Below are 23,177 nucleotides of genomic sequence, written 5' to 3'. Positions count from 1 at the left end.
GCTGTGTCAGCCGCCGAAGCGCCCCAGCTCCTTCACCTGGAAGCTACCGTCGGGCTGGCCGCTCAGCACGAGCCAGATGGTGTAGTCAACGCCGCCAGCCGTATTGGGCATGGGCTTTGCCCAGTTGTCGGCGTTATCCCCGGATGCGACGACCGGACAGTACAAGTCGCCGTGAGCCGCTGAGGAGCTCGCAATGGGGATGGTGTTCCCACCGGGAAACTCAACCTTGCCGGAAGACCCCGAGGCCGTCTTGGTGGGACCAGCCAAGGAGCAGTCGAGCACGTGGTTACCCTCCGCGAAGTGAACGCTGCGTTTCGTCTCCCGACCGCTGGACCCCACTGCATTGCCGAGGGAAGCGATCAGCTGCGGGGACATGTACGTGGCGGCGTAGTTGTCGTCGCCGGAGGCCACCGCATCGTATAGGGTCTGCACATCGGTGGTCTTCGGTACCCGGACATCACCGGCGGGAGTATGAAACACGACATCGGTGGTCACGAACTCCTGGCCATTCCAGGCAGCGGAGATATCGGCCGTTCCGCTTCCCCGGCAGGCATTGCACTCCTTGTCCCCGAGGAGTTGAAGGCCGGACGCCTTGAAATTGATGGTGCCTCCCACCACCGACAGGCCATCGATCTGGAATTCTTGGAGGTGGGCGAAATGGGGCAGCCACTCCAGATCAAGGGCGCCGAGCAGATGCGCCTCGGTGTCGTAGGCGGCGAGGCTCGACAAGGAATAGTTCCCGCCACCGTTGCAGTTCAACAGCACCACACTGGCCGGTTTACCGGAGAGCAGTGCGGGGTGAGTCTCCATCATCTGGATCGCCCCGGGTGCCCCGCCTCCGCTGGGGGCATCACCTTTGACCGTACCGTTAGCGAAGGTCACTGAATTCCCTTGGCCCGCAGCGCCGGATCCGAATACTTGAGCACACTTCTCCGGCACGTCGAGAGTGGTGTTCGCTAAGTCGATCGTGGATGTCGTGGAAGGCGGTGCCGGTGTCCCATCGGCCGATTTCGATCCGTTGGCGCCCAGCACCGATGCCATCGTGCCGTTGACCACCACGATGGCATCGGTGGAGCCGACCCAGGAGGTGACCGGGGTGTCGATCGTCCAGATGTCCTTGCCCTTCACGGGGTCGACGGCGTGAATGCCGTTGGGGCTGGCGAAGACCACGGCGTCTGCACTGGCAATCCAATGCGGTGCGGTCCCGGTACCCAGACCGTTGATCTCGGCAGAGTTCTCAGGCAGGGAAGTTCCCCACAGCTGCTTGCCGTCTTTCACCCCGGCCAGAACTGCCCCGTCGCTGAGTACCCACAGCCCGTCCTTCTCAACGGCTTTTGCGGCCCAGACCGGTGTGCCTGCCGCGAACTGGAGACCTGTCACCTCAGTGCCATCGGAACTGACATGGCCGGAGTCGTCGATGCTCAGTGGGGTCTTATCGGTGGGCGTGGCCTCCAGTCGTGCCGAGGTTGTGCCGGTCGTCTCCTGGGAGTGTGGGCTGCTGCCCTGCTCCGTCACGTGTTCCTTGCTCATCCCGGTGGCCATGTCGACAGAAATGCCATCGCCACAGTCGACGGTTTCATCGCTGAGGCGGCAGTCCAGGGGGGTATCCACCGAGTCTGTCGGCAATGGCGTGATCCATTTGGGGTGCCCGGTCGTGGAAGTGGCATCGATGGCGACGAGTGCTTCACCGGTGCTGTGCGCCATTCGAGCGATATGTATCTCATTGTGGGACATCACTGCAGCACCGTCTGCCCGGAGGGGTTTGGCGGTGATCTTCTCCCCAAGGCTGGACAGGTCAACGGTCGTCGTGAGGCGAGGTTCTTCTGTCTGCTTGGTGTCGCTGCGCAAGTGCTTCAGCAACAGTCCCCCGCCAACCATCAAGACGGTGAGCAAGACTGCTGCGATGACGATGATGAGCGTCCGGTTCGCGGTTCGAATCTTTGTACTCCCAGGGGAGGAAGCATGAGGAGCTTGAGATGAACTGAGATTCATGGCATGTGTCCTAGCACGTGCGTGGGCCAGTTCATCCGGCCAGATGCGGTTTGACCAAGCCGCAGGCAATACCAACTGTGCCGTCAACAACGATCTCGATCATCGTGTCAGCAGGCGTCATGGTGCGGGCACACATGGTGGGTGGAGCGGCACGGCCCGTCGGCCAGGTTGGGCGCTGATCTGGTGCGGCTAGTCTTGAGGGGCACACGACGACTAGGAGACGAGTCGATGCCCGGGAAGAGGGAACAGGAACCCGAACGCGGCGAGGGCTTGACCATGCCGCTCAAGCTCATTGCGGGCTTCGTCGCCCTCATGCTGGTGGTCGTGGTGGCCATGATCGTCATGCGTTTGGTTGATCGCGGCCCCAATTTCTCCAAGGCTTCCTATGTGCCGGTGACGGCCTCGGCCATCACCTGGCTGGGCGGCTACGATGCCAGCCCGCGCAGCAGCACTCTGCCCGGCAAGCCCTTGGCGGCTTCGCTTGATGGTTCAGTGCTGCTCGTCGAATCGGATTCCGGTCGTGTGGTGAGCGGTATCGACGTGCGCACCGGGATGCAGAAATACACGATCACCGACATCAACTGTTCCGGGGTGGCCTCCTCCACGCTGCGCACCGGCATTGTGGATTGCATCGGTGCCCGTGGCGAGGAACGTTATTTGGCAAGCGTTGACGTCACTACTGGTCGTCTGCTGGTGGTGACCCAGTTGGACCCTGCGCCGGAGCAGGTCACCACGATCGCCGCGGGTGACCTGCTCGTGGTGAAGATGACGTCATCCACCGGCGCCCAACTCAAGGCCTACCGGGCCGGTCAACTGGAGTGGACCCAGCCGCTCGAGAACGCTTCGGTGGCCTGCTCACAGGTCGGTGAGCACATCGGATGCAACAACGAAAACGGGTACACCATCCTCAACACCGCCGATGGTGCAGTCACCGTCGCTTGGACTGCTCTTGATGACGGCCACGTCTTCCAACTCGCCACCAACGGTTATGCGATCACTTCCGCATCAAGCGAATCGCAGGCTTATTTATTCGATTTCAAGGGAACGAACACCGCAACGGCCCAGACCTTCCACGTTCCCGCATTTCCCGCTCGCGTCCAGGGTGTCTTCTATTCGCTGGAGCAGTTGAGCCAACCGGTTCCCGTGGTCGCGGTCAACGCTGACGGAGCTGTTATCGCCGGTCGTCACGAGGGAGAACTTGTTTTTGTGGGTTCTGGCTCGCGGATCTCCGGTGAGATCCTCGCGGTCAACGCTGACGGCTCCAAGGTGCTGTTTTCACATGGCGACGAGGTTCGTCTCTCTGACGGCAGCGGCGCAGGCCAGGGAAGGATCATCGGTGCGACTGGCTCCCAGGTGAGCGTGGTGGACGGGTTGATTACCGCGAAGCGTGCCGACGGAAGTTATGAGCTCTACCGTCTTGTGGGCTGATTCGCGTTGTGCGAGGTGTTCTTCCTTGCGTTTCCACGAAAAATTCTCGGCCCATGGCCGATGGGCCAAGTTCCTCCCGTCGCCGAGGCACCAAGCGGTCAGGTTGCGTACTCGGCGAGGGACGTCTGTGTACTTGGTCGGTGGCCGGGTGCCAAAAGATCGTTGTCGTGAGGAGAGTGACGCGGACCCGCAGAATTAATTTCAGGCTGGGGTCGTGGGGCTCGGGGAGGAAGCAGGGGGCAGACAGACCTCCCCGCCGGGAACGGCGATCTCGGTGGCAGCGGTGTCGTTGAAACCACCGAAATTGTCGCCGACGATCACGTCGACGACGCCGGTTTTGCGGTTATCTCCCTGGACGATGGCGCCGCCGAAGAAACCAGCGACCAGTTTGACCGCCGGATCGTCGGCCTTGGCGCCGATAACCAAGGTGGCGGTGGCGGTCTCATCGGAATTGGAGGGCGGCTGCATGACGAATCCCTTCGCCTGCAGCTGCTCGGTGACCTGACCGGCCATGCCCGAGGTCGATCCTGCGTTGAATACCCTGACGGTCACCTGGTTCGTTGCCAATGATGCGGCCTGTTGGGTCACGCAGACCTTGCTGGCATCGCCGAATGGACGAACGAGTTGTGACCAACCGAACAACGCGCCCAAGAACAGCAGGAGCACCATGACGGCTAGGGCCACCGGGGTCGCCCAACGTCGGGTCGATGAGTTCACGATCACCTTCTAGCGCCTGTCGGGCAGGGGCGTGCCGTCCTCGGCCAACTCCAGAACCCGAGCATGTACTGTCTGTCGTTGCTGCAGAGCCGAACGCAGGGCCCGGTGCAGCCCTGTCTCAAGATACAGCTCTCCCTTCCAGGCCACCACATGGGCAAACAGATCTCCATAGAAGGTGGAGTCTTCGTCGAGGAGAGCATCAAGCTGCAAATTGAGTCTCGTCGTGGTGAGCTCCGACAGATGAACCTGCTGGGGTGAGATGCCAGCCCAGTCGCGCATGGTGAACCCGTGGTCCGGGTAGGGGCAGCCATCGCCGACTCGTTTGAAGATCACCCGCTCATCTTACGTGCTCGGGAGCCGACGAAGGCCATTCGAGACCATACATTTTCGGGGCTGAAACATTTGTGCTGCATCCAGCACCGGATCCAGCGTGCCTGGTGCCGGGATCTCTGGAAGATACCATCGCGGGATGTCGGGGCGCAGTTGCACTCCCGGACGTCACCGGATGCCGGGGTTTCCGCTCAGGAGCCTGTGCATCCGCGTCCCACGCTGGGATGTCGGGACGGTCACCACCGGCTCGTGGTGCCTGCAGCCCAGGGGTGCCGTGCCGGGTGCATCATCGGTGAAATCGAAGGCTCCCGTGGCATTCTTGAGCCATGTCTGCAGATGAGATCAAGGCCGGCTACACCTTCGACGAACCAGCCATCGAGCTGGGTGTGCTGAGCGTGGACGATTCCCCTGTCACCGACGCCCGCATCCGCATCCCGCTGGGAATGCTCAACCGGCACGGCCTCATCGCAGGGGCCACTGGTACCGGAAAGACCATCACCTTGCAGGTGCTGGCCGAGCAGATCGCCAAGGCTGGGGTGGCGGTCTTCGCAGCTGATATCAAGGGCGACCTGTCTGGGATGGCCACCCCCGGAACCCCGTCGGAGAAGCTGCTGGCCCGCACCGCCAAGAACGGCCAGGACTGGGCACCGTGGGCGCCGACCGTCGACTTCTACGCGCTGGGCGGCCAGGGCAATGGAATTCCGCTGCGGGCCACCGTCACCGGTTTCGGCCCGATCTTGCTGGCGAAGGTACTCGGCCTCAACGAGACCCAGGAATCGTCGCTGGGCCTAGTCTTCCACTACGCCGACCAGGCGGGTCTGCCGCTGCTCGACTTAGAGGATCTGCGTGCCCTGCTCACCTGGCTCACTTCCGACGAGGGCAAGGCTGACCTGAAGGGGATCGGCGGTTTGTCGTCGCAGACCGCGGGGGTCATCCTGCGCGCCATCACCAATCTGGCCTCCCAGGGTGGTGATGTTTTCTTCGGGGAACCTGAGTTTGACACCAACGACCTGCTGCGTAGGGCTCCCGATGGCACTGGTGTGGTCTCCATGCTGGAGTTGCCGAACCTTCAAGACCGCCCGGCGCTGTTCTCCACATTCCTGATGTGGCTGCTGGCCGATCTCTATCACGACCTTCCCGAGGTGGGCGACGCCGACCACCCCAAGCTCGTCTTCTTCTTCGATGAGGCGCACCTGCTGTTCAACGGGGCATCCAAGGCCTTCGTCGACCAGATCACCCAGACCGTGCGACTGATCCGCTCTAAGGGAGTGGGTGTCTTCTTCATCACCCAGACCCCCAAAGATGTACCCAACGACGTCTTGGCCCAGCTTGGTTCCCGCGTGCAGCATCAGTTGCGGGCACATACTCCCGACGACGCGAAGGCGCTGCGGGCAACGGTCAACACCTATCCGACGTCGGATTACAAGCTGGAAGAACTGCTCACCTCGCTGGGTATCGGCCAGGCCGTCGTCACCGTGATGGATCCCGACGGGGCTCCGACTCCCGTCGCTTGGACTCGTATCTTCGCGCCCACCTCGACGATGGGTCCGACCGAAGCAGCCCGGATCACCGAGTTGGTGAATGGCTCGCCGCTGCACGGAAAATATGCCCAGGAGATCAACCGTGATTCAGCCCTGGAAATGCTGGCCCGCAAACTGGAGGCTGGAGCGCAGGCTGCCGAGCAGGAGGCTGCCGGAGTCGCTGCGCCTGCCGGTGATTCCGCCCCGGGTTCCCCACCAGGACGCCAGCCCACCGCGGCCCCGACGCACCCCGCTAATGAACGTCAGCCCACTATCCAACAGCCCGGTTCGTCACGTTCGAGACGGCAGGAGAAATCGGTGATCGAGCAGGTCGCAGGTTCATCGGTGGTGAAGCAATTCGCCCGCTCAGCTGGTCGGGAAATCGTCCGTGCCTTGTTCGGCACAGCCCGTCGCCGACGCTGAGCCACAACAACGACGTGATCGTCAAGTACCTGTAGCTGGGTACTTGGCGGTCACGTTGTGTGTGTCAACGGCGCGGATCAGGCAGGGCTCAGATGAGCCCCTGGGCGATCACCGCGTCGGCGACTTTCACGAAGCCAGCGATGTTGGCGCCCATTACGTAATCACCTTCGTGCCCGTATTCCGCGGCGGTCTCGGCGCAGGTGTCATGGATATTCGCCATGATCGCTGCCAGACGGTCCTCGGTGTACTGGAAGGTCCACGAGTCGCGGGCAGCGTTCTGTTGCATCTCCAGGCCCGAGGTGGCCACGCCGCCGGCGTTCGAGGCCTTGCCCGGGGCGTAGAGGATCTTCGCATCCTGGAAGGCGGCGATCGCATCCGGGGTCGAGGGCATGTTTGCGCCCTCGACGACGGCGACTACGCCGTTGGTGAGCAGGGTCTTCGCTGCGCTCCCGTCGAGCTCGTTTTGGGTGGCACATGGCAGAGCGATGTCGGTCGGCACATCCCACACCGAACCACCAGCGATGAACTGCGCACCCGCACGGCGGGCCGCGTAATCGGAGACGCGCCCGCGTTCTACTTCCTTGATCTGCTTCAGCAGATCAAGGTCGATGCCCGCATCGTCAACCACGTAACCGGAGGAATCGGAACAGGTAATCACCTTCGCCCCGAGGCTCTGGGCCTTCTCGGTGGCGTATATGGCGACGTTGCCTGAACCGGAGATAGTGACCTTGCGGCCGTCGAAGGACAGTCCCTTGGTGGCGAGCATCCGCTCGGTGAACATGACCAGACCGTAACCGGTGGCTTCGGTGCGGACCAGCGAACCACCCCAGGCGAGGCCCTTGCCGGTGAGCACCCCGGCGTCGTACCGGTTGGTCAGACGACGATACTGGCCGAACAGGTAGCCGATCTCGCGGCCGCCTACACCGATGTCGCCAGCGGGAACGTCGGTGCTGGGACCGATATGGCGGGAGAGCTCTGTCATGAAGGACTGGCAGAACCGCATCACCTCGGCATCAGATTTGCCATGCGGATCAAAATCGGAGCCGCCCTTGCCGCCGCCCATGGCCAGCCCGGTCAGTGAATTCTTGAAGACCTGCTCGAATCCCAGGAACTTGATGATGCCCAGGTACACCGAGGGATGGAACCGCAGCCCGCCCTTGTAGGGGCCCAGGGCCGAGTTGAATTCGATGCGGAAACCCCGGTTCACCTGCACCTTGCCGGAATCATCGGTCCACGGAACCCGGAAGATGATCTGGCGTTCCGGTTCGCAGATGCGTTCGAGCACCGCGGCCTCGATGTAGTGCGGGTTACGTTCGAGAACGGGGGCAATGGACTCAAGAACCTCGCGAACTGCCTGGTGGAACTCGCCTTCACCGGGATTGCGGGACACGACCTGGTCGTAAACACCGGTCAGCTGTGTGTCCATGGGAGACCTTTCTTCATTTCTTCTACGGCGCAGGGGCGGCCTCGGTTGTCTGGGCAGCTTGCTCGGTCACCGTGGTCGTTGCCACTGCAGTGGCAGTTTGCACCACCGTCGTCGTTGCGTGAACCGTGGTCGGAGCTTGGACAGTGGTTTCTGTTGTCGGCTGGGTCTCTGTTGTCGCCTGCTGTGTCACGGTGACCGGCGCTGCCGGGGCCGAGGACTCGCTCTGCGTCGGTGTGGGCGTCTCCGATGGTGAAGACGGTTGCGAGGTTTTTGCGATGGTGTGGGTGGTGGTCACCGTCGCGGCGGAACTGCTGGGAGTGGGCGCAGGATTGCGCGGGCCCAGCAGCCTCCACAGGAACAGCCCCCCGAGGGCCACGAGCACCAACAGCAATGCGATGAGGGTCGCCCGGCGCTTTTTGTTCGCTTTCTTAGTCTCGCTCGCGGCAGGGCCCCGCCCGGTGTACATGTCGGGATCCGGAACAACCGTGGGGGCCATCGACGGGTCAGCCACGATGGACCGCATCTCGTTGGCCACCTCGGCTGCGGTTGGACGGTCCTCCGGTTTTTTGGCGAGCATGCGTTTAAGCAGGGCATCCAATGCTTCGGGGCAGTCTGGGGCGAGTTCCCGGAAAGACGGCGGGGTATCGAAGGCCTGGGAGTGGGCTACTGCCAAGGAACTGGTTGCGGTGAACGGGGGCCGTCCCAGCAACAGGTAGTAGGTGACGCAGGCCAGCGAATAGACGTCGGATGCGGGATCAGCGACGTGGCCGCGGGCCTGCTCCGGGGACATGTAAGCGGCGGTGCCGATCGCGGTTGATGGGCGGGTGAGTTGGGTGCCGACCTCATCAACGAGCTGGGCGATACCGAAATCGACCAGTACCGGACGGCCGTTTCCCGGGTTCGTCATCAGATCGGGGAGAGTGCCATCGGCGGCCATTGGGGCATCCAGCACGATGTTTGCCGGTTTCACGTCGCGGTGGGTGATTCCCGCGTCGTGGGCGGCCTGAAGGCCGTCGGCCACCCGGGCCAGCAGTGGTAGGCCGGTCTTGATATCCAGCGGCCCATGGTCCCGCACCAGCGTGTTGCAGTTCGGTCCGGTGAGTAGTTCCATCACCAGCCATCCGCGGGTGGGGGTGGTGCCGGTATCGAAGACCTTCACGATGGCGCTGTTATTGAGTCCGGCGATGGCGATGCCCTCACGACGGAAGCGCTGGGCCATCGCAGGGTCCTTGGTCCCTTCAAGGTCGACGACCTTCACGGCCACGTTGCGTTGCAGCAGTGTGTCGGTGGCGCGCCACACCTCGCCCGTCGCGCCCTTGCCGACGGAACTTACGAGTTCGTAGCGGTCGGCGAGCAACTCGGATGCCATGGAAGAACTCCTACCTCATTCGGTCCCGACGGCCACGGCCGCCTCGTCGTTCACCTCAGGTGGGTGCCTGTCGGTGGGGGTCCCGGTCGCCGGGGAGGTCAGCGGGAAATGTCCGGTTGTCATCTCCTCAGGGGTCCTACGGTTGGGAACCGCATCAAGGAGGGAATGGTTGATCGCCCTGCCGCGCCCGAAGTCGGTGACGGTTGTCGGCAGGTCAGGTGCGGATTGGACGGTGACCACCTGCCAGCCTGGATGATCCTCGGAAGGACGCACGTCGACCAGATGGTGGCCCTTGCGATGTAGCAATCCGGCGGAGCGTTCAGCCATGCCGGTGGTTTTCGTCAGGCGGCGGAAGGTCAACTGGTTGCGTGAGATGGTGGGGCTCATTGCATTCCAGCACTGCTTGGCGGTGGCCCCGGTGTACACCTGCCCCCAGGACCACGGGCCGGTGGAGGCCAGGTCTCCGGGGCGGCGTCGCCCGGTGGCGATGATCAACCCGCCGAGCACGACGGCGATACCGATCACGGCGGCGGTGATGATGATCCCGGATCGTACGGAGTTGTGCCAGCCACCCCACAGCAACGCCACGCATCCACCCGCGAGCAGGATCAAAGCGATCGTGCGGTAGATGAGGCGGAATTTGCGCTGTAGGGCACGCTCGCCGGCCAGAATCTCAGTGTCCATCAAGCCCAAGACTAGTGGTAGTGATCGACGCGCACGGAGGTTGGTTGCCAGCATGGCGGGCCGCTGTGGAGCAACAAACTGGGCTGGGGTGGGAACCGGAATGGTCCAGCCATCCATTGGAACATAGTTCAGCGAAGTCAAAGGGGTTTTGAGAGTCGCCGCAGTGATGCGACGAAGGTCTTGGATGGTGCTGGGGCTGCCAGTATCTTCTTGCCCGGTTTCTTATCCTGTTTCCCGGTACCCGAGTTGTTGCCAGGGGCGCGACGGTGGTGGGTGTTTCGGCAGTTGCAGTCGGGCACAACGAAACGATCCGGTCGCTGCTGGATGATATTTTGAGCGAACGCCAGCGCCGACCGATGTGATCTCGCAGACTTGCTGTATGACCTGTTCCCTGTTCGATGTCTTCAAAATCGGGATCGGTCCGTCCTCCTCGCACACGGTCGGTCCGATGCTCGCGGCGCGCAGTTTCGTGCTCGGTCTGCAGGAATCTGGGCGTCTCGCCGAAGTCAGCCGGGTCAAGGTTCAGCTCTTCGGCTCCCTCGGTGCAACCGGGTGGGGACACGGCACTGGTACCGCAGTGGTGCTCGGACTGGAGGGGGAGCGCCCCGACACCGTTGATGTGGACACGGTTCCCTCCCGAGTGCACGAGATCCGGTCCCGCAACGAGCTGACCCTGCTAGGTGTCCGGCATATCGCATTTGACACCACTGCCGATCTGGTCCGCCACATGACCAAACGGCTGCGCTTTCACCCCAATGCCCTGGAGTTCACGGCTTGGGTGGGGAAGACGAAGATCGCCGATGAGATTTACTACTCGATTGGCGGGGGAGCTATCGTCGCCGATGACGGTAGCGGCCAGCCTCCGATACCCGCCGATGAGCGGCAGTGGCCGTACCGTTTCTCGCGGGGCTCCACCCTCATCGACTTGTGCAACGAGAACCAGTTGACGATTCCCGGACTGATGTTCGCCAATGAGTGCGCCCAGCAATCCGCCGACGAGGTCATCGTGGGTATCGACCGGATCTGGTCAGTCATGACCGACTGCATCGACATCGGCTGCCGCACTGACGGCACTTTGCCCGGAGGGCTGTTCGTCACCCGCCGGGCATCGGCCTTGCACAAGCGCCTGCAGCGTCGCACCGAGACCAATGACCCGTTGGCTGCTCTCGACTGGGTTACCTTATGGGCGCTGGCGACCAATGAGCAGAACGCAGCCGGAGGACGCATCGTGACTGCCCCCACCAATGGTGCTGCGGGCGTGGTTCCGGCCGTCGGAATGTATGCCCACACTTTCATTCCCGGCGTTGGCGATGAAATGATCCGCGACTACCTGCTCACCTGCGGGGCCCTGGGGGTTGTGTTCAAGGGATCAGGGTCCATCTCCGGGGCCGAGGTCGGTTGTCAGGGAGAGGTTGGTTGTGCCTCCGCGATGGCTGCGGCAGGGCTTGCCCAACTGCTTGGTGGCACCCCGCAGCAGGTGGTGAATGCCGCAGAGATTGCCCTGGAACACCATCTTGGTCTCACCTGCGACCCGATTGGCGGACTGGTGCAGATTCCCTGCATTGAGCGCAATGCGATTGCCGCGGTCAAGTCGATTACCGCGGCACGCATGGCAATCAACGACGACGGTTACCAGTACGTCACGCTGGATAACTGTGTGCGCACCATGATGCAGACCGGGCTCGACATGAATGCCAAGTACAAGGAGACCGCTCGCGGTGGGCTGGCGGTGAGTATCGTCGAGTGTTGAGTTTTCGCACGGTCCAGCCCCGGGTCACGGGACTGAATCAGGATGCGGTGATGGTGCCCCGCAGCAGGTCGCGGTGGCCAGCCACGTCACCGGTGTTTGTGGTGCTCACCTCCCAGCCGAGGTTTTCCCCATCGGCCCTGAAGGTGATTGACCCGAGTGACGTCTTGTCGAGCACATCGGAATTCTGAACTGCTGCGATGACTTGAGCCATAGCAGCGGTGGAGAAGTTGTTCAGGTCGAATGGCTGGCTGCCAGCTGCCGCGCCGACGCGACATAGGACCGGGAAGGGAGTCGTTGACTCCGAGGAGCGGGCGGTTACTACGGGTGAGCACTGCTCGCCCAGGGGGTTGGTGGTCGTGGGCCCGTTGATGGCGAAAGTCTTGTCGGTGAAGCTGTAGCTGAGGGAATTCACTGCGGATGTGCCCAGCACCTTCGTGTATGCCTGCTTGAGTGTGTCGAGGTTCTCAGCGGACTGCGGATCGATGGCGGGGATGAAGAATGACTCGCCATCGAGGGTTGAGCGCTCGTTGACGCGGGTCAGGGGGTCGGCAAGGCATTCTGCGAAGGCCGCAGTCGATCCGGTCGGGGTTGCTAGCGAGGTGACGACGACCGCAGGGCAGGAGTTAACGTCGAACAACTCGTTGGCCAAGGCTACATGGGAGTCGAGGAGGAATTTGTCGGAGTTCACCGCTCCTACGGCAGCGAAGGATGGGTACTGAGAATCCTCGGTGACCGGTTTCCCATTGTTCAGTCTGGTGGAGACCAGTTTCCCGTCCTTGACAGAGATCACCGACACGTTGACCTTCTTCGTCTTGCTGAAAGTGACCCGCATCCCGGTGATGTCGTTGCCGGTAGCGGCGAGGATTTTTTTCAGCTGTTCCTGGGCATTGTCGGTGAATAGGCCGCATCCGCTGAGCAGTGAGGTCAGGAGAGCGGTTGTGACGCCGATGACAGCTGCGGGACGGATGCGCATCTGGTACCTCGATTCCAAGAGCAGTATTTTTGCTGCTCAGCCGTTGTTGCGGGCATCTTACGCTACAGTAGTGTCTTCACGCCCGGTGGTGTGAGATATCTCTTCTGCGTAATGCGACCGGATGCAGCTGGTAGTCAGGTAGGTGTCGGTCGCATGTGCCGGGAGGAACCACCACGGATTAGCGGGCTGCCATCGCCCAGGAACTGTCGCTGATGGCTCGCAGCGTTTCGTCGAGTTCGGTGTGGTTCTCGCCGAGTAATTCACGAGTGTCGGCGTCGTCCATGATGTAGGGGTCGGTCATCTGGTGGGCCATGGAAGCGACCGCCCGCATTGTCGGTGAGAAGAAACCAAGCATCTTCAAGATGATGGGCGGAAGGGAAGTGAAGCGAGGCTCGTGCTCAATTCCAGCGAGGTTCAACGTGCGACGGGCCAGGTCTCTGGTGCTGATCGCCGGTGCGCTGGGCACATGCCAGGCGCGGCCCGCCATTGCCGGGTCTGTGGCCGCCCGGGCCAGGAGCCGACCGAAATCTGGTACCGCTGTGTAGGTGTGCACCACGTCGGGCGCACCGATGACTGTGATCTTCTTCTTGACCAGCAACGGGGTGAAGAAGCGCTTTCCCAAGTAGGCCTCGGGCGCGTCGGCCCCGATGTAGTCCGATCCGCGCACCTCGACGGCCTCGACCTTGCCCTGGGCGTGCGCGTCGAAGAGCCGTCGGGTCACCTCGGCCCTAACCGCCCCGAGCGGGTTCGATGGGACGAGTGGGTCGGTGGCGCGCATCGGCATCTGGTTGCGGGCGTATGCGTAGAGATTGCCGGTCATCACGAGCCGCGCGCCACGGTGCTGGGCTGCGGTGATGAGGTTATCGGCGGCTGCTGGCCACATGCGTTGCCATGCGGTGATGGAGTAGGGGATCCCGTGGCAGGCGATGATCGCGTCGCAGGGTGGTAGTGAATCCACGCCTTCGTTGGTCACGATGTCGGCCATCTGCCATTGTGCTGCGGGGATGGAGATCTCGTGACGGGTGGCCACGACGACATCGTGGCCTTGGGTGATCAGTTCATTGATGGTGGCCTGGCCCAGCGGTCCGGCCCCAATGACTGTGATCTTACTCATGTGATCCCCTCCGGAGAATTGCGTGTGAACACTGTTTATGTTGTAACTGTAAACAGTGTTCACGGATTTTGCAAGGGGCTGTACAGAAGAGGCCATGAAAGACTGTCTTCATGACCGCGCGTGCTGATGTCCACGATTCCTTCCGTCATCGGCTGGTGGATGCTGCCTACCGCAGGCTCGCCGCCGACGGTGCTGCCGGACTGGGCATGCGCAAACTGGCGGCCGATCTCGATGTCACTCCTGGGGCTCTCTACCGCTATGTGGCCGGGCGTGATGAGCTGTTGACGATCCTCGTCGTCGACGCCTATAGGTCCCTGAACGATGCCATGCGGCAAGCGGTGACCGCTCAAGAGACGGCTGATCTTGAGGCGCGTTGGGTGGCGGCCTGGTGCGCTGCGCGGGATTGGGCGCTGGAGCACTGCCACGAGTATGAACTGATCTACGGAACCCCTGTCCCTGGCTACCGGGCCCCCACCGACACCATCGGCCCGGCCTCCAGGATCACATTTTTGCTCGCCAGTATCGCGTCTGAGCTCATTGAGGCCTCCGAGGTCGTAGCCGACCCGCCATATGAACAGGAGCCCGAAGGCCTGGAGGCCGACGTGCAGCAGATCAGGAATTGGTTGGCTGCCAACCAGCTGCCTGCCACGGCGTCGACCGAGATGATCCTGCTCACCGTGGAAGCCTGGACGACGCTGATCGGCGCGTTGAGCCTTGAACTGTTTGGTCACTACGTCGGCAGCATCCAGCATGGTGGCGAGTACATCGAGTGGCTGGCCCGGCGTAGTTTTGCCGCGCTGCGGGCTGCTGCCCGGCAGTGATGGATGAGCTGTTGGTGTAGATGCGCCGAATGCGACACGTACGTGATGCGCTGGAGGGCATCACTGCTTCTCAAATGAATACACTTGTGTATCGGACGTGTAGTGACCCTTTCCTGGTCTTTAATGGTATGGATAGATGACGAGGGGACCTCATGAACAGTGAATCCATGCCAGAGTTGTTCGACAGGCTGACTGCCAAGATCGGTGAGATCGCGGCTCAGCCAGAGCCGGAGAAGTACGAGCTCAGTTCAGACCGGGTGGTGATCGGTGGCGATGACAATGGGTGGGTGACGGTGACGATGAAAGGGTTCCATCTGGATCGAATTTCCTATAGCCCTTTGTGGATTTCGACGAAAGAGCCCGCCCCGGAGGAGATCGCTTCTGCAACCGTGAAGGCTGTGAACCAAGTGATTGACCAGTTCATGGCCGAGGAAATCGCTGATCTTGAGAATCATAAAGTGCCGATGGGCGAGTTGTACACCGGGTTGAAGGAGTTCTCTGGTGAATTCTCGCAAGCCTACGCCAAGGTTATGTCACGGTTGGGGGAAGTGAGCTGAGATGGGTGACGTTGAGTTCAACGCAGAGTCGTGGCAGCGAAGCGGCCAAGCGTATGTGCAGGAGTCCAGTGACTTGAAGACTGCTGTGGATGCTGCTGTCGCAGGGCTGAGCGTGGAGGCGCTGGGGTGTAACGAGGGCGGGCATCTCGTCGATATGGCCTTGGCGATTGTGGTTCCGCCAGTCAGAGATGCATTTTTAGAGGCCTGTCAGAATCTGTCGCAAAACTTGCAAACAGTCGGGGAATCGTTGCAGGAGACGGCTGCTGAATACCAGCAGACCGAGGCTGTAAACACCCAAGCTGCGTTTGATCTGGAGGTAGACTGATGGCGATCACTCTTCCAGGGTGGCTGGTGCAGGCGATTCAGTACTTGGGGTACGAGTTCCCGCAGTCGAACGAGGATTCCCTGAATGACTGGGCCGATCAGCTGCGATCAATGTCCTCGGTGTTTTCCTCATCGGAGCAAAGCGTCAATGCTGCGATCTCGCATATCCGCTCCCATAATTCCGGCGAAGGTTCTGAGGCGTTTTTGTCTTATGCTTCTTCTGATAGTGATGTGGATGCGTTGCAGCGATTCGGTGAGGCTACAGACCTTGCAGCGAAGGGGTGCGAAATCTGTGCTGCTGCGGTTGTGGTGTTGAAGGGTGTGGTGATTGCGCAATTAGCATTGTTGGCTCCGGCGATTGCGGCGGGCCCAGTGTCATTTTTCCTAAAACGGGGTGTTGAATGGGCAATCGAGAAGGCGATCGAGGCTGCGGTTAATCAGCTGTTGGCGGAGGGCTGAGTGATGGCGAAGGCGACGAAGCAGGTCTCTACGGTCTTGCGTGGGCGATTCAAGAAGATTGCCGATAAGCTGAAGGTGACAGAGTACGGTAAAGTGCCGAGGACAAGAAAGACTTCGACTGGGCTTAAACCGAATGCCAAGTACTCAGCTGGGAAGTCGGGTTCTGGTAAGCCGCGTTATAAGTATGTGACTGATGATCAGGGTCGGATTCGTGCTGCGCATGCGCAGGATTTGAAGTTGAAGCCTGATGGGCAGCCTCGTGGGTGGCATAATTCGAATACGCCAGGTAAGCTTCCTACCGATGATGCGGGGCATTTGTTTGCTGATCTTTTTGATGGTAGTGGTGGTTTGGGTAATCTTGTGTCGCAGGCGCGTGAGTTGAATCAGGGCGCGTGGAAGGAGATGGAGAAGGGGTGGGCCGATGCGTTGCGGGATGGTAAGAAGGTTGAAGTGCTGATTGAGGTTGACTATGGTAATGGTGTGCGACCATCCAGCTTTAACGTGTCGACAGTGATCGATGGTGTGCAACAAAAACCAAATTTTTTCAACAACTAGGAGCGGATCGTTATGAGCATTGTTTTTCCTGAAAATGTGGATGATCAATTCCAACGCGCCATAGTAGATTCCATCGAGGTGTGTGAAGCATATTTGGGAGATTTCCCTGGCTGTGTCAGGTTTTGGTTCTATGCGGACATTTCTCCTTATTCTTGGATCTCGATTGGTGAATATTTTGAGATGTCGGATGATTTTTTGAGTTCGCAAGAGTTGGCAGAACTGGATGAAGAATCTGATAGGGACTTTATCGACATCTCGTATGATCTGACGGATGCCTTTGGTAAACCTTTCCTTCGGCATCTTCGAGAACTGAATTATCCTGTCCAGCGGGTTATTGTTTCGTATGATCGGGTGTCGGGTGTGGTGTCTGTCGAGTTTGATGCGGGGCTTTGGATTGATCCTGATGATCCTGGAAGGAGTCGTGCGAAGCGTTTTGATGAGTGGATTGTGTCTCATGGTGGCCGGGCGTTGTTGGATAGGCCTGCGGTGAATCCTCCGCTGGAGGCTGATTGTGAGGAGGAAGAGGAGTTCCAGGTCCGGGAGACGCAGGTGGTGTTTCCGGAGTATGTGGATCAGATGTGTGAGGATGGCCTGGAGTATTGGGGTGATCTTCCGGGACTGGAGCGGTTGTGGATCTATACGATGTTCACTGAGATTGGTGGTATTTCGACTCAGGTGTTCTTCGAGACGGGTGATGCGTTTTTGAACTCGATTCAGTTGCAAGATTTTGGTGATGGCCGAGACAGTTACGATTTCAACAGTGATCTGATGGAATATCAGGTTGTCGATGAGTTGTTGGAGTCGGTGGATGGGGTGGAGCCTCGCCCCACGAGGGTGATCACCGTTCGTGATCTTGCCACGGGTGCTACTGAGGCCGAGTGGACGACTGAACCGGTGATCGATCCTGCCATCCCGGATGACAATTATATTGATGTTCGGGATCGGTGGATTATTGCTCATGGTGGTGTGGCGTTGAACGAGAGAAACAGGATATGAAGAAACGATGATGCCTAAGTAGGCGGGTAACGACATGCTTTTTCGGTTTCCAGATGACGTGGATGAATCTTTCAAAAAGGCTGCTGGCCGGGCCTTGGCGGCTTGTGAAGATTTTCTTGACGGTTATGAAGGGTGTTCTCGTGTTTGGATTTATCTGAACGTGCCCTTCGAGCGGTCGATGAGACAGCTAGTCTATTTTGATACTGTTGAAGGATTCTTGAGTTGCTACGAATGGAAACGTGAGCATGAAGAAATTGATCGTGACGTGTTTGATTTTGAAGATGAGATTTTTGAGGGTTTCAGTTTTGACTATCTAGAACATGTGAAAATGGGCGCTCCGTCTTTGCAGCGGATTATTGTTTCGTATGATCGGGTGTCGGGTGTGGTGTCTGCTGAGTTTGACACGAGGCTTCGGATTGATCCCGATAATATTTTGCGAAGTTCGGAGCTTTTGATTGATGAGTGGATTGTGTCTCATGGTGGTCGGGCGTTGTTGGATAGGCCTGCGGTGAGTCTTCCGCTGGAGGCTGATTGTGAGGAGGAAGAGGAGTTCGAGGTTCGGGAGACGCAGGTGGTGTTTCCGGAGTATGTGGATCAGATGTGTGAGGATGGCCTGGAGTATTGGGGTGATCTTCCGGGGCTGGAGCGGTTGTGGATCTATACGATGTTCACTGAGATTGGTGGTATTTCGACTCAGGTGTTCTTCGAGACGGGTGATGCGTTTTTGAACTCGATTCAGTTGCAAGATTTTGGTGATGGCCGAGACAGTTTCGATTTCAACACCGGCCTGGTGGGTCATTCGATTGTGTATGAGTTGTTGGAGTCGGTGGATGGGGTGGAGCCTCGTCCCACGAGGGTGATCACCATGCGTGATCTTGCCACGGGTGCTACTGAGGCCGAGTGGACGACTGAAATGCTGATGGATCCGAATATTCCGGGCGATCTTGATGTGGACGTGCAAGATCGGTGGATTATTGCTCATGGTGGTGTGGCGTTGAACGAGAGAAACAGGATATGAAGGAACGATGATGCCTAAGATGGATGTATACGAGGCCTTTGAGGCCTATGTGATGTCGGTGCTACAACAGTGCGTGAACTTCCTGGGTGAGCAGCACTCTTGTCAGAAGATGATGGTCTACACCGGATTCGGTGCCGAAGGGGTGCGCACGTTCGTTGACTTCGTCGCACAAGGGCATCTGGTTAGTCCGGCAGACGCCGACGGGTTGCGCGCCGTACGCGACTACACTGCTCAAGAACTGATGGCGCAGGTGAACGGGGACGCCCAGCATTCCCTGCTCACCGCCGTGCGAGAAGCCGAGAAAGTACCCCACCACATTGTCATCAGCTACGACCCGAGTACGGGACGGATGGAATCCGACTGGGATTACGACACCACTCCTGCCCCCGGTGGTCTTGAGGAGGATCACCGTCTCTGGGCCATCACCCAGAACTGAAGCACTCGCAGACCGACGATCCATCATTATGCCGTTGACCGGGGCGCGGTATCGGCTCATTCCCTCCGCTGCTGCCCACCCATGCCCAACAACCACATGAGGTATAGCCCGCCCAAGGCAGAACAGATTAGCCCGACCGGGATTTGGAACGGACTCAGCAACCGTCCGGCGACAAAGTCAGCTAGCACCATGAGGGCGGCTCCCACCATGAACGATGAGGTCAGATTCATGCCTGGTGACCGGCATAGTCGGCTCGCGAGCTGCGGCGCTGCCAAAGCCAGGAACCCGATGGGGCCGGCAGCCGCCACGCACACCGCTGCGAGCACCACCCCGTAGCCGATCATTGCTGCCCTGGTGCGACGCACCTGCAACCCGAGTCCGGCGGCTGTGTCATCACCCATCTCCAGCACTCGCCCCGGCCCACCGAGCCACAGACCGACAGGCAGTAGCAAGACCGCCACGACGACCAGTGGCAGTACGAACTGCCACGTGATGCCATTGAGGCTGCCGTGCTGCCAAGTCTTGGCCGCCTCCGCGGTCTCAATGTCGGTGGCTACCAGGAGATAATCATTGATCGAGGACAGCAGCTGCCCCAATGCGATACCGACGAGCACCAATACATCCCCGCCCAGTCCACGACGCAGAGTTAGCACGATGACCAGTGCAGCGGTTGCCGCTCCGCCGAGGATTGCTCCGGTGCCAGTCACGACAGCAGTCGTCGTCGACGACAGCACAAGTATGGCGACCAGCCCGCCGGTGGTGGCGCCGCGGGTGAAACCAACGATGTCGGGGCTGCCCAGAGGATTGCGGGAGAGACTCTGGAACAATGACCCGGACATACCTAGCATGCCGCCGATGCCTACGGCCCCCACAACCCGCGGCATGCGCTGGTCGAGAAGAATGAACTGTGACAGCTGGTCTCCTTCCCCCAAGACGATCTGCAGTAGCGTAGTGACCGGGATGGGATAGGTGCCGGTCGTGAGTGAGGCCACGGCACCAATCAAGATGAGCAGCCCACAGATTGCGCACACGACGAGCGAGCGGAGGTGCACCAGAATGCCGGCGCGAGGGCCTGTGCGCCGATACCCTGCAGGGACCCCCAGCAGGTACGCGCTTCCGGGACGGTTCACGGTCGGCTCCTTTTGGTCATGGCAAGTAACCCAAGTACCGGTGCACCGATGAAAGCCGTGACCACACCTGCTTCCATCTCGGCTGGGCGGATCAACAAGCGCCCGATGACGTCAGCGCAGAGCAGCAATCCCGCCCCGGTAACAAGTGACCATGCCAGTAGGCGTCGCTGATCTGCCCCCACCATCAGACGCACCACGTGGGGCACGACCAGCCCGACGAAAGAAATCGGGCCGACCGCTGCGGTTGCCGCACCGCATGAGATGGTGATGGTGGCGAATGCGAGACCGCGGATCACATGCAGGTTCGCCCCCAATGCAATGGCCTGCTCCTCCCCAAGTGCTAAGGCATTCAATCCGTGCGAGGAGACCAGGGCCAAGACCATGCCCACCGCGAGGAAGGGAGCGATCCGCACCAGTACGTTCGCGTCACGACCCTCCAGTGACCCGACGACCCAGAAACGGTAAGAATCAAAGGCATCGGTGTCGTACATCGTGATGATCCCGGTGATCGACGACAAACTCGCCCCCAATGCCACCCCGGCCAGCACCAGACGTGCCGAACCCGTATCGGAGGAACGTCGTGCCATGGACTGAACCAGCGCGGCTGCCGCGGCTGCCCCACCAAAGGCGAATGGCAGGTATTGATTGACCGAGGTAAGCCCAAATGCCCCGATGGCGACCACAACCGCCAGCGAGGCACCTGCATTCACCCCGAGGATCCCCGGTTCGGCCAAGGGGTTTCGGGTGAGGGCCTGCATCACCACCCCAGCCATTGCGAGACTGGCCCCCACGATCAGCGCGAGGATGGTTCGGTGTATCCGAAGTTGCCACACGATCACGCTGGCTACCGAACCATCATGGGCGATCAGGCCGTGCCAGGCTTCACCAAGGCTCAATGACCGTGATCCCAGGGTCAGACTCGTGATGACCAGGAACATGATCACGCTTCCTGCCAGCAGAACGGGAATGATCCTGCGCAGCCATGATGTGACCGTGCGACCCTGGGAGGAATGGGCAGCGACGAAGCGTCCGAAGATCATCGCCGACCCTTCCTACGAGAAGGGAATCGAGAGTTGGCCGGTGGCGGGGTGGTGGTCTTCATGGCATGGTTAAGGTTAGCCTGTCCTGTATGAGGAAATACCCCTTCCAAGAAACTACTTCCACCACTGTCTCTCGCCGCATCCTCTTGTTTGGCGGCGCGGCCTCGGCACTTGTCGTTATGGGCGCATGCTCCGGTGGGTCCGGCTCCGGTCCCGCATCGTCGCCCACCTCGCCGACAATCTCCAGTGCCGGTGGTGCGAGTCCCGCCCCGATGACCACGGTCCCTACTGGACTGGATCCGGGCATGGGCTCCGGCCTCGGCGATGGGGTCTTCCCGCGCACCGTGGTGCACTACCAGGGCTCGACCACGATCAACGCGGCTCCCACCAAGGTCGTTGTCATCTCCACCGGTCAGGTGGATGCCCTGCTCCTGCACGGGATCTGCCCCATTGCATCGACGACCGCATCGGGATCTGAGAATCCCGTTGCCGACTACCTCAGGCAGGCTTACCCGGAACAGTCTTCGGCCATTGATGCGATCACCGTCGTTGGCACTCGTAACGAGCCCGACATTGAAGCTATCGCTGCCGTTGGACCAGACCTGATTCTCACCAACATCACGGGCAAGGACGATGCCGAGACCCTTTACCAGAACCTCTCCGAGGTGGCGCCAACGGTGACGATGCGGGGTACCGGCCAGTTCTGGAAGACAGATTTCCTGCTGCTGTCCGACGCCCTGGGCAAGCGAGAGGCCGCTCAAACCCATCTTGAGGAATTCACCGCCACAGCGAAAGAGGCCGGGGTGAAGCTCAGTTCGGCGGGTAAGGTGTCGTTGCTGCGCAAGACCAAAGACAAGATCCGCATCTTCGGGCCACTCTCCTTCGCAGGTTCAGTGCTCGCTGATATGAGTTTGGCCAGGCCTGACTCCCAGCAGTTCACCGATGGTGTTTCACACGAGCTGTCATCGGAGAACCTCGACGAGGCCGACGGCGACTGGCTGCTCTACGGTGTTCAGGGAGGAAACGAGGCTGATCTGACCAGTGAGGCCCTGTGGGGTTCGCTCGGTGCGGTGACCGCGAACCATGCGGTGGAGGTGGACGACGATCCCTTCTTCCTCAACGCCGGGCCCACTGCCGCACGTGTCGTGCTCGACCAGGTCAGTTCCCACTTGTCTGCCTGAGCAATAGCATGGATAGTGCGGTCGTCCTGGAGGGGCGTGACTTGCATCTGGGCTACCCGGGTGGCGACGTCGTCGTGGAAGGACTTGATGTCGCCATCCCGCAGGGCTCCTTCACTGTGATCGTCGGGCCCAACGCCTGCGGCAAGTCGACCCTGCTGCGTTCGCTGAGCAAGGTCTTGGTGCCGCGTCATGGGGAGGTCGTGCTGGATGGGCGCGAGATCGCCACTATGCGGCCCAAGGCCTTTGCCCGTGAGGTGGGGTTCCTCGCTCAATCCTCAATCGCCCCTGATGGCATCACCGTCCATGAGTTGGTGAGCCGGGGGCGTTTCCCTCACCAGAGCATCCTGCGACAGTGGTCTGACGAGGACGATGAGCAGGTGAGCACCGCTATGGACCGGACCAATGTGCGTACCTTGGCGAACCGGCGGGTCGCAGAGCTGTCCGGTGGCCAGCGGCAGCGGGTGTGGATCGCAATGGCGCTCGCTCAGCAGACCCGGGTTCTGTTGCTCGACGAGCCCACCACATTTCTGGATCTCGCCCACCAAGTGGAGATCCTCGAACTGTGCCGCGAACTCAACCAGGTTCTCGGCACCACCGTCGTGGCGGTGCTGCATGACCTCAATCAGGCATGCCGCTACGCTGACCGGATCATCGCGATGCGTGAGGGCCGGATCGTGGTGCAGGGGGAGCCACCCCGGGTGATGACTGCCGACACGGTCCGGGAAATTTTCGGGCTTCCGGTCGAGGTCTGCTCTGATCCCGTGACCGGAACGCCGTTGGTGCTTCCTGCCGCCCCGCGTATGTACGAGAAGAGCCCCGCGTCTTTGATCAATGACGTGACCGACTGTGCCCCGGCGTGGGCAGCCAGCGGGCATGTTGTTCACGAGAAGCGTTGATATGCGAACGGGTGGGCCCGGATAACCGGACCGAACCC

General features: G+C 60.5%; 23 protein-coding genes. 13 read left to right on the top strand and 10 right to left on the bottom strand.

Annotated features, from left to right (window positions below):
- Nucleotides 1-6 precede the first annotated feature (6 nt).
- Nucleotides 7-1,992: a hypothetical protein gene (locus HMPREF1531_RS02860; protein WP_016668392.1), complete on the bottom strand. Its 1,986-nt coding sequence runs from the start codon at nt 1,990-1,992 to the stop codon at nt 7-9.
- A gap of 228 nt (nt 1,993-2,220) precedes the next feature.
- Here HMPREF1531_RS02860 and HMPREF1531_RS02855 point away from each other — a divergent pair, with 228 nt between their 5' ends.
- Entirely contained in the window at nt 2,221-3,420 is a 1,200-nt protein-coding gene (locus HMPREF1531_RS02855) for a hypothetical protein (protein ID WP_016668391.1), read from the top strand.
- A 201-nt stretch (nt 3,421-3,621) separates the two neighbouring features.
- On the opposite strand, the gene HMPREF1531_RS02850 is transcribed toward HMPREF1531_RS02855, so the two are convergent.
- Nucleotides 3,622-4,137: a LytR C-terminal domain-containing protein gene (locus tag HMPREF1531_RS02850; RefSeq protein ID WP_016668390.1), complete on the bottom strand. Its 516-nt coding sequence runs from the start codon at nt 4,135-4,137 to the stop codon at nt 3,622-3,624.
- 9 nt (nt 4,138-4,146) lie between these two features.
- A complete protein-coding gene (locus HMPREF1531_RS02845) occupies nt 4,147-4,470 on the bottom strand; it encodes a type II toxin-antitoxin system VapB family antitoxin (RefSeq protein ID WP_036897057.1) in 324 nt (107 codons plus the stop codon).
- Between the two features lie 323 nt (nt 4,471-4,793).
- Here HMPREF1531_RS02845 and HMPREF1531_RS02840 point away from each other — a divergent pair, with 323 nt between their 5' ends.
- Nucleotides 4,794-6,410 carry a helicase HerA-like domain-containing protein gene (locus tag HMPREF1531_RS02840; protein WP_016668388.1) on the top strand — a complete coding sequence of 539 codons (1,617 nt, stop codon included), beginning with the start codon at nt 4,794-4,796 and terminating at the stop codon, nt 6,408-6,410.
- A gap of 88 nt (nt 6,411-6,498) precedes the next feature.
- Here the strand turns inward: HMPREF1531_RS02840 and gdhA are convergent, their stop codons facing one another.
- Genes gdhA through HMPREF1531_RS02825 form a run of 3 tightly spaced genes read right to left on the bottom strand, consistent with a single transcriptional unit; the run spans nt 6,499 to nt 9,889 of the window.
- Entirely contained in the window at nt 6,499-7,836 is a 1,338-nt protein-coding gene (gene gdhA, locus HMPREF1531_RS02835) for an NADP-specific glutamate dehydrogenase (RefSeq protein WP_016668387.1), read from the bottom strand.
- Between the two features lie 22 nt (nt 7,837-7,858).
- A complete protein-coding gene (locus tag HMPREF1531_RS02830) occupies nt 7,859-9,205 on the bottom strand; it encodes a serine/threonine-protein kinase (protein ID WP_016668386.1) in 1,347 nt (448 codons plus the stop codon).
- Between the two features lie 15 nt (nt 9,206-9,220).
- Nucleotides 9,221-9,889 (bottom strand): hypothetical protein, encoded by a 669-nt coding sequence (locus HMPREF1531_RS02825; protein ID WP_016668385.1) that lies wholly within the window; start codon nt 9,887-9,889, stop codon nt 9,221-9,223.
- Nucleotides 9,890-10,268: 379 nt separating this feature from the next.
- On the opposite strand from HMPREF1531_RS02825, the gene HMPREF1531_RS02820 reads away from it, so the two are divergent.
- The gene (locus HMPREF1531_RS02820) at nt 10,269-11,639 is read left to right on the top strand and encodes an L-serine ammonia-lyase (RefSeq protein ID WP_016668384.1); all 1,371 of its coding nucleotides are present in this window, start codon (nt 10,269-10,271) and stop codon (nt 11,637-11,639) included.
- 37 nt (nt 11,640-11,676) lie between these two features.
- Here HMPREF1531_RS02820 and HMPREF1531_RS02815 read toward each other — a convergent pair whose 3' ends face one another.
- Nucleotides 11,677-12,612: a hypothetical protein gene (locus HMPREF1531_RS02815; RefSeq protein ID WP_016668383.1), complete on the bottom strand. Its 936-nt coding sequence runs from the start codon at nt 12,610-12,612 to the stop codon at nt 11,677-11,679.
- Between the two features lie 178 nt (nt 12,613-12,790).
- Nucleotides 12,791-13,726 carry an NAD-dependent epimerase/dehydratase family protein gene (locus tag HMPREF1531_RS02810; RefSeq protein WP_016668382.1) on the bottom strand — a complete coding sequence of 312 codons (936 nt, stop codon included), beginning with the start codon at nt 13,724-13,726 and terminating at the stop codon, nt 12,791-12,793.
- 110 nt (nt 13,727-13,836) lie between these two features.
- Between HMPREF1531_RS02810 and HMPREF1531_RS02805 the strand changes: the two genes are divergently transcribed.
- From HMPREF1531_RS02805 to HMPREF1531_RS02770, 8 genes are all read left to right on the top strand, one after another.
- Nucleotides 13,837-14,547 (top strand): TetR/AcrR family transcriptional regulator, encoded by a 711-nt coding sequence (locus HMPREF1531_RS02805; protein WP_016668381.1) that lies wholly within the window; start codon nt 13,837-13,839, stop codon nt 14,545-14,547.
- A gap of 152 nt (nt 14,548-14,699) precedes the next feature.
- Nucleotides 14,700-15,104, top strand: coding sequence for a hypothetical protein (locus tag HMPREF1531_RS02800; RefSeq protein ID WP_016668380.1), 405 nt, complete (start codon nt 14,700-14,702; stop codon nt 15,102-15,104).
- 1 nt (nt 15,105) lies between these two features.
- Nucleotides 15,106-15,429 (top strand): hypothetical protein, encoded by a 324-nt coding sequence (locus HMPREF1531_RS02795; RefSeq protein ID WP_016668379.1) that lies wholly within the window; start codon nt 15,106-15,108, stop codon nt 15,427-15,429.
- Entirely contained in the window at nt 15,429-15,887 is a 459-nt protein-coding gene (locus HMPREF1531_RS02790; RefSeq protein WP_016668378.1) for a WXG100-like domain-containing protein, read from the top strand. The genes HMPREF1531_RS02795 and HMPREF1531_RS02790 overlap by 1 nt, the downstream gene beginning before the upstream one ends.
- A 3-nt stretch (nt 15,888-15,890) precedes the next feature.
- Entirely contained in the window at nt 15,891-16,442 is a 552-nt protein-coding gene (locus tag HMPREF1531_RS02785) for a DNA/RNA non-specific endonuclease (protein WP_016668377.1), read from the top strand.
- A 12-nt stretch (nt 16,443-16,454) separates the two neighbouring features.
- Nucleotides 16,455-17,438 (top strand): hypothetical protein, encoded by a 984-nt coding sequence (locus HMPREF1531_RS02780; RefSeq protein WP_016668376.1) that lies wholly within the window; start codon nt 16,455-16,457, stop codon nt 17,436-17,438.
- A gap of 58 nt (nt 17,439-17,496) precedes the next feature.
- Entirely contained in the window at nt 17,497-18,456 is a 960-nt protein-coding gene (locus tag HMPREF1531_RS02775; RefSeq protein ID WP_232210213.1) for a hypothetical protein, read from the top strand.
- 10 nt (nt 18,457-18,466) lie between these two features.
- Nucleotides 18,467-18,892, top strand: a complete 426-nt coding sequence (locus HMPREF1531_RS02770; protein ID WP_016668374.1) for a hypothetical protein — start codon at nt 18,467-18,469, stop codon at nt 18,890-18,892.
- A gap of 56 nt (nt 18,893-18,948) precedes the next feature.
- On the opposite strand, the gene HMPREF1531_RS02765 is transcribed toward HMPREF1531_RS02770, so the two are convergent.
- Both HMPREF1531_RS02765 and HMPREF1531_RS02760 read right to left on the bottom strand, forming a co-directional pair.
- Nucleotides 18,949-20,022 (bottom strand): FecCD family ABC transporter permease, encoded by a 1,074-nt coding sequence (locus HMPREF1531_RS02765; RefSeq protein ID WP_016668373.1) that lies wholly within the window; start codon nt 20,020-20,022, stop codon nt 18,949-18,951.
- Complete coding sequence (locus HMPREF1531_RS02760; RefSeq protein WP_016668372.1) at nt 20,019-21,062, bottom strand: FecCD family ABC transporter permease; 1,044 nt, start codon at nt 21,060-21,062, stop codon at nt 20,019-20,021. The genes HMPREF1531_RS02765 and HMPREF1531_RS02760 overlap by 4 nt, the downstream gene beginning before the upstream one ends.
- A gap of 89 nt (nt 21,063-21,151) precedes the next feature.
- On the opposite strand from HMPREF1531_RS02760, the gene HMPREF1531_RS02755 reads away from it, so the two are divergent.
- Together HMPREF1531_RS02755 and HMPREF1531_RS02750 are read left to right on the top strand one after the other, a co-directional pair.
- Nucleotides 21,152-22,243, top strand: a complete 1,092-nt coding sequence (locus HMPREF1531_RS02755) for an ABC transporter substrate-binding protein (protein WP_051123316.1) — start codon at nt 21,152-21,154, stop codon at nt 22,241-22,243.
- 8 nt (nt 22,244-22,251) lie between these two features.
- The gene (locus HMPREF1531_RS02750) at nt 22,252-23,139 is read left to right on the top strand and encodes an ABC transporter ATP-binding protein (protein WP_016668370.1); all 888 of its coding nucleotides are present in this window, start codon (nt 22,252-22,254) and stop codon (nt 23,137-23,139) included.
- The last annotated feature ends 38 nt before the right edge of the window (nt 23,140-23,177 follow it).

Source organism: Propionibacterium sp. oral taxon 192 str. F0372 (assembly GCF_000413315.1).
Classification (GTDB): domain Bacteria; phylum Actinomycetota; class Actinomycetes; order Propionibacteriales; family Propionibacteriaceae; genus Brooklawnia.
The sequence above is the reverse complement of the archived record's forward strand: the minus strand, read 5'-3'. Positions and strand labels throughout refer to the sequence as shown.